At 59.4% G+C, this 16,011-nt stretch carries 13 protein-coding genes; 1 reads left to right on the plus strand and 12 read right to left on the minus strand.

Features of this window, described 5'->3' with window-relative positions:
* Positions 1 to 152: 152 nt before the first annotated feature.
* The 7 genes from H567_RS0111890 to H567_RS0111930 form a co-directional block, all read right to left on the minus strand.
* Complete coding sequence (locus H567_RS0111890; protein ID WP_028321570.1) at positions 153 to 1,262, minus strand: NAD(P)/FAD-dependent oxidoreductase; 1,110 nt, start codon at positions 1,260 to 1,262, stop codon at positions 153 to 155.
* A gap of 481 nt (positions 1,263 to 1,743) precedes the next feature.
* The gene (locus tag H567_RS27210; protein ID WP_051184774.1) at positions 1,744 to 2,334 is read right to left on the minus strand and encodes an arsenate reductase/protein-tyrosine-phosphatase family protein; all 591 of its coding nucleotides are present in this window, start codon (positions 2,332 to 2,334) and stop codon (positions 1,744 to 1,746) included.
* 278 nt (positions 2,335 to 2,612) lie between these two features.
* Positions 2,613 to 3,422: an SDR family NAD(P)-dependent oxidoreductase gene (locus H567_RS0111905; protein WP_028321571.1), complete on the minus strand. Its 810-nt coding sequence runs from the start codon at positions 3,420 to 3,422 to the stop codon at positions 2,613 to 2,615.
* Between the two features lie 53 nt (positions 3,423 to 3,475).
* The gene (locus H567_RS0111910) at positions 3,476 to 5,113 is read right to left on the minus strand and encodes a phytoene desaturase family protein (RefSeq protein WP_028321572.1); all 1,638 of its coding nucleotides are present in this window, start codon (positions 5,111 to 5,113) and stop codon (positions 3,476 to 3,478) included.
* 385 nt (positions 5,114 to 5,498) lie between these two features.
* On the minus strand, positions 5,499 to 6,014 hold the full coding sequence (locus H567_RS0111920) for a response regulator (RefSeq protein WP_208598372.1): 516 nt from the start codon (positions 6,012 to 6,014) through the stop codon (positions 5,499 to 5,501).
* Between the two features lie 318 nt (positions 6,015 to 6,332).
* Positions 6,333 to 8,048 (minus strand): PEP-utilizing enzyme, encoded by a 1,716-nt coding sequence (locus H567_RS0111925; protein WP_028321574.1) that lies wholly within the window; start codon positions 8,046 to 8,048, stop codon positions 6,333 to 6,335.
* Positions 8,049 to 8,123: 75 nt separating this feature from the next.
* On the minus strand, positions 8,124 to 9,158 hold the full coding sequence (locus H567_RS0111930) for a PEP/pyruvate-binding domain-containing protein (RefSeq protein ID WP_084517217.1): 1,035 nt from the start codon (positions 9,156 to 9,158) through the stop codon (positions 8,124 to 8,126).
* 359 nt (positions 9,159 to 9,517) lie between these two features.
* On the opposite strand from H567_RS0111930, the gene H567_RS27215 reads away from it, so the two are divergent.
* Positions 9,518 to 12,637, plus strand: coding sequence for a sigma-54-dependent Fis family transcriptional regulator (locus tag H567_RS27215; protein ID WP_051184775.1), 3,120 nt, complete (start codon positions 9,518 to 9,520; stop codon positions 12,635 to 12,637).
* A gap of 149 nt (positions 12,638 to 12,786) precedes the next feature.
* Here the strand turns inward: H567_RS27215 and H567_RS28550 are convergent, their stop codons facing one another.
* From H567_RS28550 to H567_RS0111965, 5 genes are all read right to left on the minus strand, one after another.
* Positions 12,787 to 12,957 carry a hypothetical protein gene (locus tag H567_RS28550; protein ID WP_153306160.1) on the minus strand — a complete coding sequence of 57 codons (171 nt, stop codon included), beginning with the start codon at positions 12,955 to 12,957 and terminating at the stop codon, positions 12,787 to 12,789.
* 82 nt (positions 12,958 to 13,039) lie between these two features.
* Entirely contained in the window at positions 13,040 to 13,366 is a 327-nt protein-coding gene (locus H567_RS0111950) for a type II toxin-antitoxin system RelE/ParE family toxin (protein WP_028321576.1), read from the minus strand.
* A gap of 3 nt (positions 13,367 to 13,369) precedes the next feature.
* Complete coding sequence (locus H567_RS0111955) at positions 13,370 to 13,642, minus strand: type II toxin-antitoxin system Phd/YefM family antitoxin (RefSeq protein WP_028321577.1); 273 nt, start codon at positions 13,640 to 13,642, stop codon at positions 13,370 to 13,372.
* 465 nt (positions 13,643 to 14,107) lie between these two features.
* A complete protein-coding gene (locus tag H567_RS0111960; RefSeq protein WP_028321578.1) occupies positions 14,108 to 15,535 on the minus strand; it encodes an MFS transporter in 1,428 nt (475 codons plus the stop codon).
* Positions 15,536 to 15,592: 57 nt separating this feature from the next.
* Positions 15,593 to 16,003: a Zn-ribbon domain-containing OB-fold protein gene (locus H567_RS0111965; protein WP_051184776.1), complete on the minus strand. Its 411-nt coding sequence runs from the start codon at positions 16,001 to 16,003 to the stop codon at positions 15,593 to 15,595.
* Between the last annotated feature and the right edge of the window lie 8 nt (positions 16,004 to 16,011).

Raw genomic sequence — 16,011 nt, forward strand, 5'->3', positions numbered from 1 at the left:
TTTCATTTGAGGGGGCCAAAAGATGCGGCACACGAGGGGATGCGTGCACACAAAAGAGTGCATAAACGCAGGGTGCTTCAGGCCTGTTTTCAGGCGGAGGGATTTGGGGACCGAGAAACACCTGAAACAGGGAAGGCTGCGTGTTGCTCTTTCTACAAAAATCGCTCCTGTATGGTGAGCGTTTCCTCATAGGCGTCGGCGAGCGCGCGCGCCAGGAATCGGGGGCCCGCTTCGGCGGCGATCTTGAGCCCTGACTGCAGGGCCAGGAGGCGCCCAATGACATCGAGCAGCGGTTTGAGGCTTTTCAGGTAAGCAGGTGCAATCTTGTCGGGCTGTTCGAAATGCTCGATGACGGCATCGGCCGCCAGAAGGCCGCTCTTGAGCGCCGAGCCGATCCCTTCATAGGTGATGGGCAGGATAAGCCCCCCGGCATCCCCTACCAGCAGGACATTTTCGAGGGCGGGCGCGAACCGCCCCGCAAGGAGCGGTTCGTGAAGCAGCGCGATGCTGCAGCCGTCCTTCCACAGGGGTTCGCTGCCCGGCTTGAAGCCATGGGCCGAGAGGATCTCGTCGATCTCCTTCCGAAGCTCGCGGAGGCCGGAGCCCTCGATCAGGAACACATCCCCCTTGTGATTGACGTTGAAGCGCGGGCGGGCCTGTCCCTTCGGGAAAAACCAGTGGAAGACGTCTTTTTCCAGGCCGAGTTCGCCCGCGTAGCATTCCCGGATGGGGCCCGAGAATCGAACCTTCAGTTCGGGGAAGAGGGATCTGCGCACGATGGAGACGGCCCCGTCGGCGCCGATGACGCAGCGCGCCCGGAGGGTCTCCTTGAGGCCTTCTTTTTCGAGGAGGATGCGGCAACCCGCTTTTTCCCGTTCCATGCAGGCCACGCGCACCTCGTCCTTCAGCTGCACGCCGCAAGTGAGCGCTCCCTGGACCAGCCAGAAATCCAGATCCTTCCGCCAGGAGAGGGCGGTGGGCCATTTCAGCTCCGTCGGTTCCTCCTCGCCTACATAAAAGCGATGTCCGGCGAGCAGGGGCGGCTCGGTCAACACGGAACGGGGGATGACGCCGAACTCCTGCTCGATGGTCTGTGCGGCCCACCGCCCCATGACCATCCCCGAGCAGACCTTGTCGCGGGGAAGCCGTTTTTTTTCGATCAGCAGCGTGTTCAACCCTTTTTCAGCGCACCGTTTCGCAGCCGCTGCACCGCCGGGGCCGGCGCCCACTACGACGACATCGAAAACCTGAGGATCCGCCATTTCACGACCTCCCGTTTGCCGGAAAACCGGCAAGATTCACCTTCCAAAAGCCAGGATTCCACCCGGCGCTCGCAATCCGAGCCGGCAGCCGGATGAGGTTCTTCCGTTCGCGACAAGATAGTGTAGGGGGGTTGCTGCCCGAGGTGGAAACCCTTCCTCTCAGGATCGCAAGGTGTCGGACGACCCATGTCGATCCCCCTGCCTGGCTGCGGATGATTCTACCCAAAAAGACCTTCATCTCAAAACAGAATCCCTAGAGGACATCCTTCAAGACTGAAATGCATCCTGCTGCACCGCAGTCGGCCGCTCAAGGGGGTTGAACTCGGATGAGCAAAGCGCCTCATCGACCACAGGCTTTCGGTGCGTGCAAGCCAGGCAGAGCGAGCATGACGACTGAACCCGTATGCGGACTGCCCCTGTTGGCGAACGCTTTCTCCTCTCTCGTTTTTTGCCGGAAAGAGGGCCTTCCCCATGAGAGGATTCAAAGATCCGATCCAGCTTCTCTCCGAACCCCGAGAAAGTCCAGGATGCGTGGAGACGCCTCATTCAGCCTCGCCTCGATCATCTCTATGACCTGATCCGTGAATTCCCAGTGATCGCACTCGAGCATGCAGAAGGTGTCCGGGGGCATCAGACCGGGGGGTTCGTTGGCGATTTCAGGGAGGGTGAAGGGGGTCGAAAAATCCTCCAGGCAGAAAGTCTTTTGTTCGGCATGCGGATAGGCTTCGAGCACGGCTTCTTTGTGTTTCCGCACGACGCCCATGACCAGGTCGGCTTCTTCGATGATCCGGCTGTTCAACGGCCGCGACCGGTGCTTGAAAGAATCGATGCCGCGCTGCATCAGATAGAACATCACACAGGCGAGCGGCCGGTATCCGAACAGGGGTTCGGGCAGGGTCAGCCCCTGTGCAAAGAGGGCTTCCTCTTCCTTCCGCGGCACGATGCCGGCGGATGAGACGTCGATCCGGCTCAGGAGATCGCGGCCTCTTTTTTCAAGGATATCCCGGAAGAGATATTCCGCCATCGGACTTCGCCAGCGATTGACGCTGCAGACAAATACGATCTTCTTCATGGGGGAATCCTCTCTCATCGCAGGGGTCTCAGGGCAGCAATGGGGATGACAAGCGGACAATATAGGATCCCCTTTCATCGCGGGAGCATCAGGGATAGCCTCCAGGTTCGACTCGCTGTCGGACCGTTCCGCACCGTTTCGACCGGCTGCGCGAATTCACCTCCGGGTTCTACTTGCTGTCGGACCGTTCCTTTGGCGGCTCCGCTGCCGAAAACCCGGTCCCAACGAACGGCCATAAGCCTCTTATCGGTCCAGCCGCCACGATCGTCCGCAATCCTTCAATGGGCCGTCCATCCGCCGTCCGATGCGAAAACCTGGCCGGTCGTGTAAGTCGAGGCGTCGGAGGCCAGGAAGAGCAGCATCCCTTGAAGCTCCTCCAACCGGCCGCGCCGTTTCATCGGGGTGCGGGCGAGCATCCGCATTTCCCGCTCCGCCTGCTCCTGCTCGGTCTGTATGTCCGAGCGCGCCTTGGCGAGGGAGGTGCCCGAATGCCAGGCCGGCGCCATGGCATTGACCCGGATTCCGCGGTCCGCATATTCCACTGCGGCCTGGCGGGTCAGGCCGATCACCCCGTGCTTGGAGGCGATGTAGTTCACGCGCGGGTTCAGGTCGGCGTCCAGCCCCACCAGGCCGAGGACCGAGGAGATGTTGATGATGCTGCCCCCCGCTTGCTGGTGCAGCATCCGGCCGATCTCCTGCTGCATGCACAGGAAGACCCCGGTCAGATTCACCGAGATAACCTGGTTCCAGTCCTCGAGGGTCATTTCATGGAAGCGGACCGGCCGGGTGAGAAGCCCGGCGTTGTTGACCGCAATGTCGAGATGGCCGAAGACGGAGACGGCCTCGTCGATCATCCGGGAGACATCCTCCGGAACGGACATATCACCGAAGATCTTGAGTACGCGTCTGCCCGTCGCTTTCAAGAGGTCTTCCGTCTCGGTGAGACGCTCCGGATTCCGGGCCGATATGACGACATCGGCACCGGCCTCCGCCAGGGTCAGCGCGAAGCTCCGCCCGAAGCCTGAACTGGCTCCCGTTACCAGGGCCGTCTTCCCGGACAGATCGAAAAGCTGCTTTGTCGTAGGCATACCGCTCCTCCATGGCCGGCTTTGACAGGTATGTGGCTGCACCCGAAGGGCGGCTACTCGGGCTCCCGCAGTCCATAATCCTCTGCGATCACCTTGTAGCAGTTGTAGCTGGACCCGCGCCCGATTCCGCCCCCTCCGACGATGGAGGAGGAGCACATGTAGAGGTTGTCGATAAACGTCCGGAATCCGCCGGGCATCCCTCTGAACCGCCCGTTCTGCGAACCCGACATGCTCCCCTCGCTCCAGGACCCGTCCCGCATATCCAGGTGGGTTTCCTGAACGTCGACGGGCGTGATGATCCGGGAGGCGACGATATTGTCCTTCTTCATATTGGGGGCGTACTTCCTCCACTGCTGCATGAGTTCCTCCATGAACTCATTGCCCAGCTGACGCCATTCACGCCTGGAGAAGAACGGGGTTGGGCAGGTGTATTCCTCGAACAGGACGGAGTGCTTTCCCTCCGGGGCGCGGGTCGGGTCCCAGATGCTGTCGGGCGCCGACAGGCAGAAGAGCTTGCTGCTCATGCCGAGGAGGAAGATCTCGTGCATGTACTTGTTTTCCATGTAAGCCAGATCCTTGGGGGCCCAGTAGGTCCGCGGGGTGGCGTTGAGGTCCGGATTGTCCTTGGCCGCCTTGTATTGGGGAAGCTCGTGTACGCCGATCGTTCCCCACCAGACGTGGCCCCGGTCGTATAAATTGGTGTCGAGCCTGCGCTTCATCTCGGGGTTGGTGTGCTCCTCACCGACCAGACGGGCGAAGAGCTGCGGCGTCCCGACGTCCCCCACCACCATCTTTCTGGCCTCGATCTCGGTCCCGTCGGCCAGGACCACCCCCTTGGCCTTGCCGTTTTCGATCTTGATCCCCTTGATCTCCGAGTTGATGAAATACTCGACCCCGAGCTTTTTCCCCGCCGAAACCAGGGCGTCGGTGATGGACTGGGTGCCGCCCTTGGCGATCGCCGCGGACTCCCAGCCTAGGGCGAGGTGGATCGTCGCGATCATGAGGCCGAGCCCCGGAATGTCGTCCGGAAAGATCCCCCCCGACGTGAGAAACCCCCTCAGCATCAGGATCCTGAGCTCCGGACTTTCAAAAAAATAGCGGGCGAACTGCTTGCAGTTCATGAACTGCATCGATGGGTCCAGTCCGCTCGAAGGGTCCGAAAAGAGGGCCTCGAGGGCATCCGGAGTCCCCCAGGGTGTCGGGGACGAGTAGCGGTATTTCTTGAAGGCCGGCCGCCACTTCTCCTTGTACAGCTCTGTCAGGCGGAGATAGGTTTCCGCATCGTTCTTGGAAAACCGGCGAATTTGCTCGTAGGTCTTCTGGACGTTTTTTTCGCTGAACTCCACCCGGCCGGTCTTGGGATCCACGACCCGCCAGGCGGCGTATCCCAGATAGGACGTGTCGTCATCGAAGACGATCGCCTCGTTGGTGTCGGGAAACACATACTCCAGGCCCTCGTCCCGGAGATTGAATTCCTTGTAGGCGGGATGCCCGAAGAAGCGCGTGAAGTGGGCGCAGAAGTTCATCCTGAAGCCCGGCGCGGGCCCGTCTTCCGAGACGGCGCCCCCGCCTAAATGATCCAGACGTTCGAAAACCCCCACGCTCAACCCTGCCTTCGCCAGGTAGGGGGCGATGATGGTGCCGTGATGTCCGCCCCCGATGACCACCGCATCGAATGATTTATCCGCCACTGGAGGTACCTCCTCTCCCTGTTGAAATATTTATAGATGGTGTCCATCCGAAAATGGTCTTTTTTGCCAATCTCGGCGTCAATCTGCACGTTTGCTTGTGCGGCGACCTAAAGGTCGCCTCCGCAGAAACGCTTGATTTCCTTGATATTGGCAAAAAATCCTCATTGCCGAATTGGAAACTGGGTTCTGCCGGGAAATCATTTCCGGAAAGACACTGATGGTTTCCGCCCGGTTTTCACGCCCTGGCCGCGAAGCAGTCCGCTATTTCTCCCAGAATCAGGACATCACTCATATCGCATCTCCTTTGGCAGGGCATGTCGTCTCGTCGCAGTCCGACGGTATCCGGGGGTCAGCCCGGCCGCTTTGTGGGAGGGGGCGAGAGGATTCATTCTCGAGGTTTTTTGTCCTCTTTTTGGAGGGATGCATGGAATTCCTTGAAAAAGGCATCCTTTTCCTTCCAATCGGAGCCGTAGCGTTCTGTAAAGAACGCGTCCGTTCGATCCAGCGTTTTCATCCACCAGAAGCGCTTGCCGCCTCCGCCCATGACTTCCTCCAGCAGCTCTTTCAACTCCATCATGTACTCTTTGGGGAGGAAGCCTGCCGCGCCGAGGTTGATCGAGTTTTTCAAGGATTCGAGAGTAGCTGCATGGGCGGTCAGCATGAGTGTCGGAAAGCCCTTTGAAACGGAGAATTTCAGCAGATCGAACCCCCTGACCCCCTGAATATCCAATACCACCGCGTCATAAGGTTGAATCGAAAGACAGTCCATAGCGGAGTCAAAGTCAGCAGCCTGATCGACCACACAGACATCGAGAATTTCCCGGACCGTTTCCAATACATCCGGTTCGTCATCCACAATCAGGATCCGTTTACCTCTTACCGGACTATCCGCGTTCATCATGGCCTCGCTCCTTAAGTAGTTTCCGTCCGGAAAGGGTCTTTTTTGCCAATCTCGGCGTCAATCTGCGCGGTTGCCTGTGCGTTGATCTAAAGGTCGCCTCCGGGCAAACGGTTGATTTTCTTGATATTGGCAAAAAATCCTCCTTTCCGGATTGGAGACTGGGTTGTGCCGGGAAATCATTTCCGGACTGGAAACGTTGTCGTGCTGGATGCTCTTTCCCGGATAGATACTCTAAACACTGCTACACATGAGGCGCATAGGGGGCGAAGACCCCCGCAGCGATTTTTTCCTTTTCAGCAGGCGATTGCGACCGTGGGGTCACTTGTCGAGGATGAAGATGGCCCCTTCCGCCGCATGGATTCGCAGCCTTTGCCCGGTCTTGATCTTCGCGGTTCCTTCGAAGGTGTTGACGATGGTCGGGACGCCGTATTCACGGCCGATGATGGCCGCGTGGGACAAGGTGCCGCCCCTGTCGGCGACGACCGCCGCCACCATCCCGTAGACCGGTGTCCAGGCGGGGTTCGTCCCGGGGCAGACGAGAATATCGCCCGGCTGAACGTCCTTCAGGTCTTCGTAATTGATCACGACGCGGGCCGGGCCCTCGATCTCACCGGCGCATCCGCAGATGCCGAACATGTCCGCCCCCAACTCGGGTTTGTGCTCGGGCAGCTCGCCCACGACGATCTTCATGGCGACGGCGTCCATCGATGGCAGAAGATCCATGGCGACGGCCTCTTCCATGCCGGAGCGGTCGGTGATGACCGGGGGATTGGGCCGGTTGTGCCATTCCAGCCATTCCGCCCGGCGCCTCCGGGTGATGAACCTGAGGTCATGCCGGTCCGGAACCATCAGGACCCGGTCGATCTCGTCCGGGTTCAGCATGAAGATGTCATCCGGCTGATCGATGGTTCCGCTCTTGGCGAGCCTCCGCCCCATCCCCAGATAACCGCGGCGCAGAAGGGCATGGGAGATCAGTTCGCAGTAGAGGTCGTGCTCTTCGCTGTAAGAGCTGGCCTTGCCCGCCAGGTTGATCAGCCCTTCGAAAAAAGGCCTTTCGGGGGGCGGAACCCTTTGGAGAAACCGGGCGACGGCTGCTTCACGGTTTTTGCTCAACTCCGCATGCACATTGCCGAAGACATCGGCGGTCTCCTTCTGGACGTGATTCCGGATGACCCCGAGGGGTGTACAGGGATCCTCCAGCCAATAGGGCTCGGTCAGGTCGTTCATCCGCCTCATGCGCCACCCCCCGACCTCGTCCGTCTCGAGGTAGTGCATGAATTTCCGGAACCATTCGCGCCCCTTTTCAGACATTTCCAGCTTGGCGCGAAGGTCGTCAGGCTTGTTTTGCACGAAGACATCCTTGAGTCCCATGTCAACGGCCAACTGCGAGAAGTCCCAGAGGCTCTTGTCCATCTCGTAGACCTTGTTGTTGAAGCCCCGCAGCATGTCCTGGAACTCCGGGTCCTGGTCCTTCATCCCGAAGCGCTCTTTGCAGAGGTCCTCGAGGAGCAGCCAGGCGCTGTAGGACGAATACATCCCGAGGAAATGGATCTCGAACATCCGGCGATAGGTGTTCATCAGGTCGTAATTGTGTCGGTAGAGCTCGACATGGGAGGCATTCTCCATATCGACCGCCTTGAGCTTGTCATACATGCCGAGCAGTTCCCGTTTGCCGGATTCCCAGAGGCCGTCGAAATTGTCGATCCAGGGGCGAAGGGCCTGACGGAATTTCACGGCCCGCTCCGCGATCTCCTTTTTGTCCCGGACGATATGGAAGGCATTGTAGGATCCCCCGTCCCGGTACCGCATTTCCCAGCCTTTGCAGGTGGGGATGCTCAGTTCGTCGCAGACGACCTTCATCCCGTGGCAGCAGAAGCGGATCCAATACCAGCCGAAGAGCGGGGTCCAGGGAGGGACGCTGTGGGTGGCATCCAGAAACCAGGAATGCATCTCAGGGAGATCGACCTCTTCGATCAGGTCATAGCCGGGCAGCGCATCCCATAAAGCGGTTCTTCCTCCGATGTTTTCTCCCATGATCTGTTCTCCTTTTATCGTTGATTGTTCATCCCAGGGGTTCGAGCCGCATGCCATCTGTCGACAGGCCCATTTTCACTGATAGCGTTTCGCCAGGAGGTCGATGATCTGATCCGTGGTCGAGACGGGTTTCTTCACCTGCACCTTGGCGGGGCGTGTTTGGAGCCAGAAGAGGTTTTTCGGGAAGGGGAGATCGCCGTCGACCGCCCATTCCATATCCTGGGGGCAGCCGAGCCGTTTTTCCACGGTGATCCCCGTTTTGACGATCTCGAGGACCTCCTCGTCGGCCAGGCACGGGATGCGCTGCATTTTCTCCGGGACATCCACCCACTCGGCGCCCTTTTCCCTGTTGACGACGCAGCGGGTCTTCTGGCCGATGTGCCGGTTCACGATCGCGAGGGTCTCCTTTTCGACCACGAAACCGTCGACGCTGCCCGAGCCGCTGACGACCCCTTCGCCGAGGCCCCAGTTGGCCTCGAGGATGATCCGCGTGTCGTCCCCCGTCACGGGATCGACGGTGAAGCTCACACCCGAGGACCTCGAATTCACCATCTTGGGGACGGCCACGCCCAGCTCATCGCCGATCAGAGGGAAGCCCTTGTTGACGCGGAACGCTACGGCCCGCGGGGTGTAGGCGCTGGCCCACACCTTCTTGATCTTGTCCAGCAGGTCCGTGGCGCCGATGACGTTCAGATAGGTTTCGAACATCCCCGGACGGCTCTCCGTTCCGGCGCTCCGGACGGAGACCGCGGCATCCGGCATGCCCAGCCGTTCGCAGAGCTCTTCGTAATAGCGCAGGATCGGATCCCGCACCTCTGCGGGCACGTCCTTTTCCTCGATGATGTCCTGGAGCCTCCGGCTCACCTCGTCGAAGGTTCCGATCCCCACCCCCTTGAGATCCCCCAGGTCTTCGGCATAGATCCGCATCTCCTTAGAGGCACCGCTGAGATCCAAAAACCTTCGGTACATCTCGATGGAGATGGCAAACCCCGGCGGCACGGGCATCCCAAGATGGACCATCTGTCCGAGGTTCGCGCATTTCTTCCCTACGATGTCGTTGTGCTTCTCCTCCAACTCCTCAAACCAGAAGATCCGTTTTTCCGTTGACATGCTTCCCCTCCCTCGATTGCGCCGAAAGCCGGATCGATCCGAAGGCGGCTTCCCGCTGGATCATGCTGCCACTTCCTTGAATGAGCTGGGCTGAATCTTTGTGAAATCATGTCTGGAAAGAAAAAATCAGCACCGGTGTCCGAAATCGGCCCTATGAATTGTATTCAAAAGTGATCTGCAAAGTGCATACCATGGGGTGTATTAATGATAACAAACTGTTTTTACTATATTTAAAAAAATACGATTCGGTTTGACGGAATAGTATTGATACGATATATAGTAGTTATACGAAAAATTGGGAAAATGATCCGTTTGATGTTTTGCTCTGTGAACCTGCATACCCATGTCAGAGGCGCCGGATGGACAACCACGAATGGTGGGAGCGGCTGGATGCAAGACAAAAAGAGATCCTGGCTTTCCTGGCGATGGTCCCGCACCCGCTCCCCCTCGATGCATTGATAGCGGCGAGCGGATGGAAGGCGGTGGATATACTGCAGATCCTCGAAGAGATCACGGAACTGGATTTCCTGTTATCGAATGCCTCTTCGAGAAAGGGATTTTACGCGCTCTCCGACGGCGGAATCGCGAGGTTCATCCTGGAGCAGATGCCCCGGAAGGATCTGGAGGCCGGCGCCCGAAAGCTCATCGACTATTACGAAGGGGAAGGCGCAGAAGGAGAGGGCCGGTGCCTGACGCTGGCGCATCTGCACAGAACGGCGGCGGTTGCGCCTGTCAGGCTGGATTATTTTCTGGCTGCGGCGGTTTATTGCCAGAAAAAGGAGATGCATGCAGAGGCCCTGTCCTATTACCGGGCGATCCTCGAGAGAGAGGCGGGCCGCATGGAATCTCTCGCGGAAAAGCAGCTGTATATCGAGGCCTCGGTCGGGGTCACGGCTGCATACGGGCACATGCTTTTCCTGCCCGAGCAGAGGGCCTTCCTCGAAAAGGCCCGGCTCTTTGCCGAGGAAATCCATGATCGGGGGCAGCTTCTGACCGTCCAGTTGGCCTTGGGAAAAACCCTCGAAAAGGAGGGCTTTTACGATAAGGCTGCCCGCCATTTGGAGCAGGCCTGGGAAAATGCGCAAACGCTGGGAGAGGAAAAACTTCTGAAAAAGGCGGCGCTCATGACCAGCGATTTCCTTTTCCGGCAGGGGCTGGTGGCCGAAGCGGTGCGAAGGTACGAGGAGGTCATCGGCGATCTGGAGGATTTTTCCCTGGATGAGGCCACGCTCAGGGGCTGCACGACCCTCGGCTGGTGCTACGGGGTGTGCGGGCAGACCTCCCGGGGCCTTGGTCTCATTGAAATGGTCCGGATCAAGGCGAAAGAGCATCGCCTGACAGATATCGGCATCTTTGCCGACCTCATGATGGTTTTTACGCTGCTGGAGGCCCGGCGGATCTCGGAGGCGCAGGTCTATCTCGACAAGATCCTCAGCCTGCCGGAGGGCGTTGCGGGCCCGTCCATCCTCTGGGCGACGCATTGGTGCGTCGGTTACGTGGCTTTCTGCCGCGGGGATCTCGAAGCGTGCTTGCGAGAACATATCCGTGGCTGCCAACTGCTCAAGCAGTACGGCCGCCCTCATCATCGGGGCGGCTGGGTGATGGAATATCTCGAAGGTCTCGACATCGCAGGACTGGCCAATCCCGAAATGAGTCTGACGTCCGAACTGGAACGGTTGGCCGAGTGGCCGGACATCTTCATGAGGGGCGTGGCCCACCGCTTCAAAGGGCAGAGGGGCGAACGGACCTCTCAACCGGCGGACCGCGTCAAAGCGGATTACGAGAAAAGCCTCGAGTTGCTGCAGCGCTCGGGGGCCCGACTGGAGTTGGCAAGGACCCAGATCGCCCTGGCGCGCGTGCTGATCGGAGAGGGGGCGACCGAGAGGGCGAGGCGTCTGCTCGAAGAAGCGTGGGAGGCCATGGCCCGGTCGAACATCGCCCTTTTCCCCGAGGATCTGAAACGGCACCTCGAAGAAAAGACCCACGAGGAGCTTCTGGTGAACACGATTGTCGAGATTACCAACGTGCTGGGGACGGTCAGAGACAAGAAGAGGCTGCTGCAGATCGTCATCCAGCTCACGATGCGCTTTACGTTCGCCGAGCGGGGGGGCTTCTTTTTGAACGGGGAAGACGGCCGCCTGGAACTCGTAGCCAGCCGCAATCTGGATCTGCCGATGCTCCAATCGGATCGTTTCCGGCCCTATCTGCAGGAGATCGAAGAGGTGGCCCGGACGGGAAAAGAAGTCGTCAAGAAGACGGTCGGGTCTGAGGAATCCAGTCTCCCCCAGGCATTGCGGGTCAACTGGATGATCTGCTGCCCGGTCATTTTGCAGGATCGCGTTCTGGGGGCCCTGTACCTGGCGGCCAAAGTGACTCCGGAATCGCTCAAAAACGACCTGCCTCTGCTTCGTGCCATCAGCACCCAGATGGCGGTGGCCCTGGACAATGTCCAGGCCTATGAGAAGATCGCCGCGCTGAAAGACCGGCTCGAGGAAGAGACGCGGTACTACCGCATGGACTCCGAGGTGTCCCCCCAGCTGAAGTCGATGGTGGGCTGTTCGAAAGCGATCGGCCTCGTCCAGCAGCAGATGCAGAAGGTCGCGCCGATGGACTCCACGGTCCTAATCACCGGGGAGACCGGGGTGGGAAAGGAACTGGTGGCCCGGGGCATTCACCGGCTGAGCAAGCGTTCCAGCGGAGCGTTCATCGTCGTGAATGTCGCATCGCTCTCCGAAGGGCTGATCGAAAGCGAGCTCTTCGGGCATGAGAAGGGGGCGTTCACCGGGGCCCTGCGGTCGCGCCTGGGCCGTTTCGAACTCGCCCAGGGCGGAACGCTCTTTCTGGACGATATCCAGAACCTCTCCCTCGACATCCAGGCCAAACTCCTGAGGGTCCTGGAGGGCAAAGAGTTCGAGAGAGTCGGCGGCTCGAGTCTGCTGAAGGCGGATTTTCGGTTGATCGCCGCGACCAATCGGCCTCTCCATGCCCTGGTGGCGGAGGGCGGATTCCGATCGGACCTCTATTACCGCCTGAATGTATTCCCCATCCAGGTCCCTCCGCTGAGGGAGCGCCGGGAGGACATCCCGCTGCTCGTTCTTCACTTCCTCGAAATGTACAAGAAGGGCCTGGGGAAAGACATCCGCGGCGTTTCCAAAGGCAGGATGAAGGACCTCACGGACTACCCCTGGCCGGGAAACGTCCGTGAATTGCGCCATGTCATCGAGCGGGCGGTCATCCTCAGCGAGGGCAGTTCCCTGATGCTTCCGAGCTTCCAGGCCCCCGCGGATGAGGAAGGGGGATTGCCGGGCAGCATGACCCTCGAAGAGATGGAAAGGGCCTATATCATCAAGGCCCTCGAACGATGCAGTTGGAAGGTGGGCGGGGAGGGCGGCGCAGCCTGCCAGCTGGGCCTCAAGCCCACCACGCTCCATTCGAAGATGAAGAAACTCGGCATCCGCAAGAAGATCACCCCAGCCTGACAGGCTCTTGAAAAACGCCCGTCTGCAGCGTTAGGCTCATCCCGTGCCGCTGCGGCGACACCTGCCTCCCTTGGGAAGCCGCGACCGCACATCGGGCAGCATCACCGTTTATAACTGGTATCCATCCGGAAATGATTTCCCGGCAGAACTCAGTTTCCAATCCGGAAATGAGGATTTTTCTTCACCGCTTCGCCGCTCAGTCCCACCGCTGCGCGGCGGGTCCCGGTTTGGCCAATATCAAGGAAATCAAGCGCTTGCGCGGAGACGACCTGTAGGTCGCCGCACAAGCAAACGTGCAGATTGACGCCGAGATTGGCCAAAAAGACCATTTCCGGATTGGAAACTAACTGGAGATTCGGCCATAATCAGATCGTCCTCCATGTGCTATACCGGCACTTTGTACTACGTGCCCAATAATCGCCGCTGCAGCAGTGACTGCATGTCACGCCGGCCATCGGCGATCAGGAGAACGTAAACGTTCTTGTCGATAACCCGAAAAATGATGCGGTATGGTTTGAAAAAGACCTCGCGGTATTCACGAATCCCCAGGGACAGCAGTTCCTTGGGATATGCACCCCGCTCGGGAGATTCAGACAGTCTGGAGAAGGCTTTCTCGATCTGCGTCAAAACATAGTCCGCCTCTTGAGGGGCATCGTGGGCAGCAATATAGTCGTAAACCTCCTCGAGATCTCGTGCTGCATCATTGGTTAGCAAAACCACGAACGGCATCAGTTACCCTCCTGCCCGCATGCGCAGCCGTTTGATCACGTCCTTGGCTGGCTGAACCTTGCCTTCCTCGATCTGGCGGGTTCCGAGCGCCAGGATTTTCAGGAGAGCCATGGTCTCCTGAGTCTGCTCGTAGCTTTCAATATCCTGTATGACCACCTTGGCTTCGCCATTCTGGGTAATGACGAGCGGCTCCCGCTTTTCCCCAAGTTCCCTTACGATTTCAGCGGCATGGGCCTTCAGGTAACTAATGGGCTTAATCTGACTGGAGAATTTCATGGGTGATACCTCCATCGCTTGGTTATGACTAAATATAGTCCATAAACAGGTCAGATGTCAAGATGGTGGTTTGTTCTTGATCGCGCTCTCCCCCCGTTTCGGATCTTTCCCCCTCGGTCGTTCCGCCTTTCCAAGAGGCCCCCATACGCAGCACCGGCGAGTTCGGCCAAGCAGGCCAACATGAAGGCAAGCCGAAATGGCATCAATGCAGGGTCTGCCCGCACCTCAGAGGAGGTATGCCACGGGCAAACCCAAGTTCCTTGACCAAGTCAGGAATGATCTTTGCACCAGTGACGTGAGCTATCGCCGTTCTTGTTCATATTCCGATCCAGGGCATAAATCGCCGGGGGTAGGCATCGCCTTTTTCTTAGTGAGATAGAAGCCCCTTCAGCAGGCTGAAAAACTCATCGAAGAGGCCGTCAATCACCTCCGCCGCATGAAGTGCGGACGGACGCTTCTGGAAGGCTATCGCGGCTCGGCAGCATGATCGAGCCTCGGGGAGAACAGGGCGAAGGCCAGGACGCCCAGGCTCAGGATGAAGGCCGCCAGCAGGGCATCCTGGAAGGCCGGGGGGATGGAAGCCCTCAGCACATGGGCTGCATCCATGCCCTGGAGGTGCAGCAGGTTCTGGTGGACCTCCTGCCTGGCGGAGAAGATCGCGCTTGCCAGTGCCATCCCGAGTGAGATGCCCACCTGCCGCTCGGTGGCGATCAGGGCGGAGGCCGAACCGAGATGATTGGATCCCGCCGCGCTCATGATGGTGCTGTTGTTGGGCGGCTGGAAGGCGCCGACGCCCAGTCCGAGAAGCACCAGGACCGGGATGATCGCCCACACCTGCGTCTCGAGGTCGAACCCGAGCATGCAGAAAAACGCGGCGGCGGCGGCCGCGGCCCCGAAGGAGGACGGCCAGCGCCGGCCGATCCGGTCCGAGACGGCTCCGCTGACGGGGCTTGCAATCAAGGTGCTCGCCGAAACCACGGCCAGGAGCATTCCGGATTCGAGGGGGGATAAGCGGAGGGCTTCCAATAAGTAAAAGGGCATCAGAAGGACGTAGGCGGGGCCGGCAAGGAAGAAGAGGAAAAGACCCGCCATGGCATACGAGAGGGTCTTGTTTTTGAAAAGCGTCAGGTCGACGATGGGGTTCACGGCCCGGCGTTCGACCCAGATGAAAACGATGAGAAGCATGATGCCGGTGCCTAAGAAAAAAAGGACGACGGGGGAGGCGGGTCCATGGGTTTTGACCAGGCCCATGCCGAAGACCAGACAGAAGATGGCGGCGGATGAGACCACCGTGCCGAGGATGTCCAATCGGATCCTGCCGGGCTGAATGGTGTCCTTTTTCAGGAGCACGATGGCCATGATCAGGGTGCAGAGCCCGACGGGGATCCGCACGTAGAAAAGGGCGCGCCAGTCCAGCCATTCGAGGAGAATCCCCCCAACGAAGGGACCCAGGATGAAGCCCAAAGAGACCGATATGCTGAGCAGCCCGAGCCCCCTGCCGGTCTCGGCGGCCGGGAAGGCCTCGGTGACGATGGCGGTGCCGCAGCTGACGCACATGGCCGCACCGATCGCCTGGACAAGGCGGAAAAGGACCAATTGGGCAATGCTCTGTGCGAGCCCGCAGGCCATGAGCCCCAGCGTGAAGACCGCTATCCCCGTCGTGTAGATCCTGCTCCTTCCGACCGAATCGCTCAGTTTCCCCACCACGAGCATCAAACTGCTGCTGACCAGGATATAGCCCACCATCACCCACATGACCGTGGGAAGATCGGTCCGAAACACGCGGGTGAGCTCGGGGAAGGCGATGGTCGTGATGCTGGCATCCATAGTCGCCATCATGGTCCCCATGGCGACGGTCAGAAGGGCCTTCCATTTGTAGGGCAGAGACGGCATAGGGCCTCATCGAGGACGGACAAAGAGGGGTCTCCACCCCGCAGGTCGGATCCTTTTCTAGGGTTGCTGTATCGGTTTGAATTTCGGGAGACTGAACCCCTCGCCGGCATCCTCCCAGGTCAGTTCGACGGGCATGCCGCAGTGAACCGCCTCGGGCGCGCAATCGACGATGGCGCTCAGGAAATGGGGGCCCTCCTCGAGCGCTATGACCGCCGTGACATACGGGATGTCCCCGGCGAAGGCGGGATGGAAGGCCTGACGGTAGACGACGTAGCTGTAGACCGTCCCTTTGCCCTCCGACTGGACCCATTCAGAGGCCTTCTCGTAACACATGGGGCAGATGAAAGAGGCAGGCCAGCGGAGGTGCCCGCATGCAGCGCATTTCTGGAATCGGAGTTCATGGCGGCTGCAGAAGTCCCAGAAGGGACGGGTGTCGGCGTTCGGCTGTGGCAGGATCTTTCCGGGCATCGCTGGTT

The sequence above is a fragment of the Desulfatiglans anilini DSM 4660 genome, assembly GCF_000422285.1.
Lineage (GTDB): Bacteria > Desulfobacterota > DSM-4660 > Desulfatiglandales > Desulfatiglandaceae > Desulfatiglans > Desulfatiglans anilini.

What these genes read in the sequence shown, in the direction of transcription:
- H567_RS0111890 (WP_028321570.1), bottom strand. Translation starts at nt 1,262, where the DNA reads ATGGCGGATCCTCAGGTTTTCGATGTCGTCGTAGTGGGCGCCGGCCCC.
- H567_RS27210 (WP_051184774.1), bottom strand. Translation starts at nt 2,334, where the DNA reads ATGAAGAAGATCGTATTTGTCTGCAGCGTCAATCGCTGGCGAAGTCCG.
- H567_RS0111905 (WP_028321571.1), bottom strand. Translation starts at nt 3,422, where the DNA reads ATGCCTACGACAAAGCAGCTTTTCGATCTGTCCGGGAAGACGGCCCTG.
- H567_RS0111920 (WP_208598372.1), bottom strand. Translation starts at nt 6,014, where the DNA reads ATGATGAACGCGGATAGTCCGGTAAGAGGTAAACGGATCCTGATTGTG.
- H567_RS0111925 (WP_028321574.1), bottom strand. Translation starts at nt 8,048, where the DNA reads ATGGGAGAAAACATCGGAGGAAGAACCGCTTTATGGGATGCGCTGCCC.
- H567_RS0111930 (WP_084517217.1), bottom strand. Translation starts at nt 9,158, where the DNA reads ATGTCAACGGAAAAACGGATCTTCTGGTTTGAGGAGTTGGAGGAGAAG.
- H567_RS27215 (WP_051184775.1), top strand. Translation starts at nt 9,518, where the DNA reads ATGGACAACCACGAATGGTGGGAGCGGCTGGATGCAAGACAAAAAGAG.
- H567_RS0111950 (WP_028321576.1), bottom strand. Translation starts at nt 13,366, where the DNA reads ATGCCGTTCGTGGTTTTGCTAACCAATGATGCAGCACGAGATCTCGAG.
- H567_RS0111955 (WP_028321577.1), bottom strand. Translation starts at nt 13,642, where the DNA reads ATGAAATTCTCCAGTCAGATTAAGCCCATTAGTTACCTGAAGGCCCAT.
- H567_RS0111960 (WP_028321578.1), bottom strand. Translation starts at nt 15,535, where the DNA reads ATGCCGTCTCTGCCCTACAAATGGAAGGCCCTTCTGACCGTCGCCATG.
- H567_RS0111965 (WP_051184776.1), bottom strand. Translation starts at nt 16,003, where the DNA reads ATGCCCGGAAAGATCCTGCCACAGCCGAACGCCGACACCCGTCCCTTC.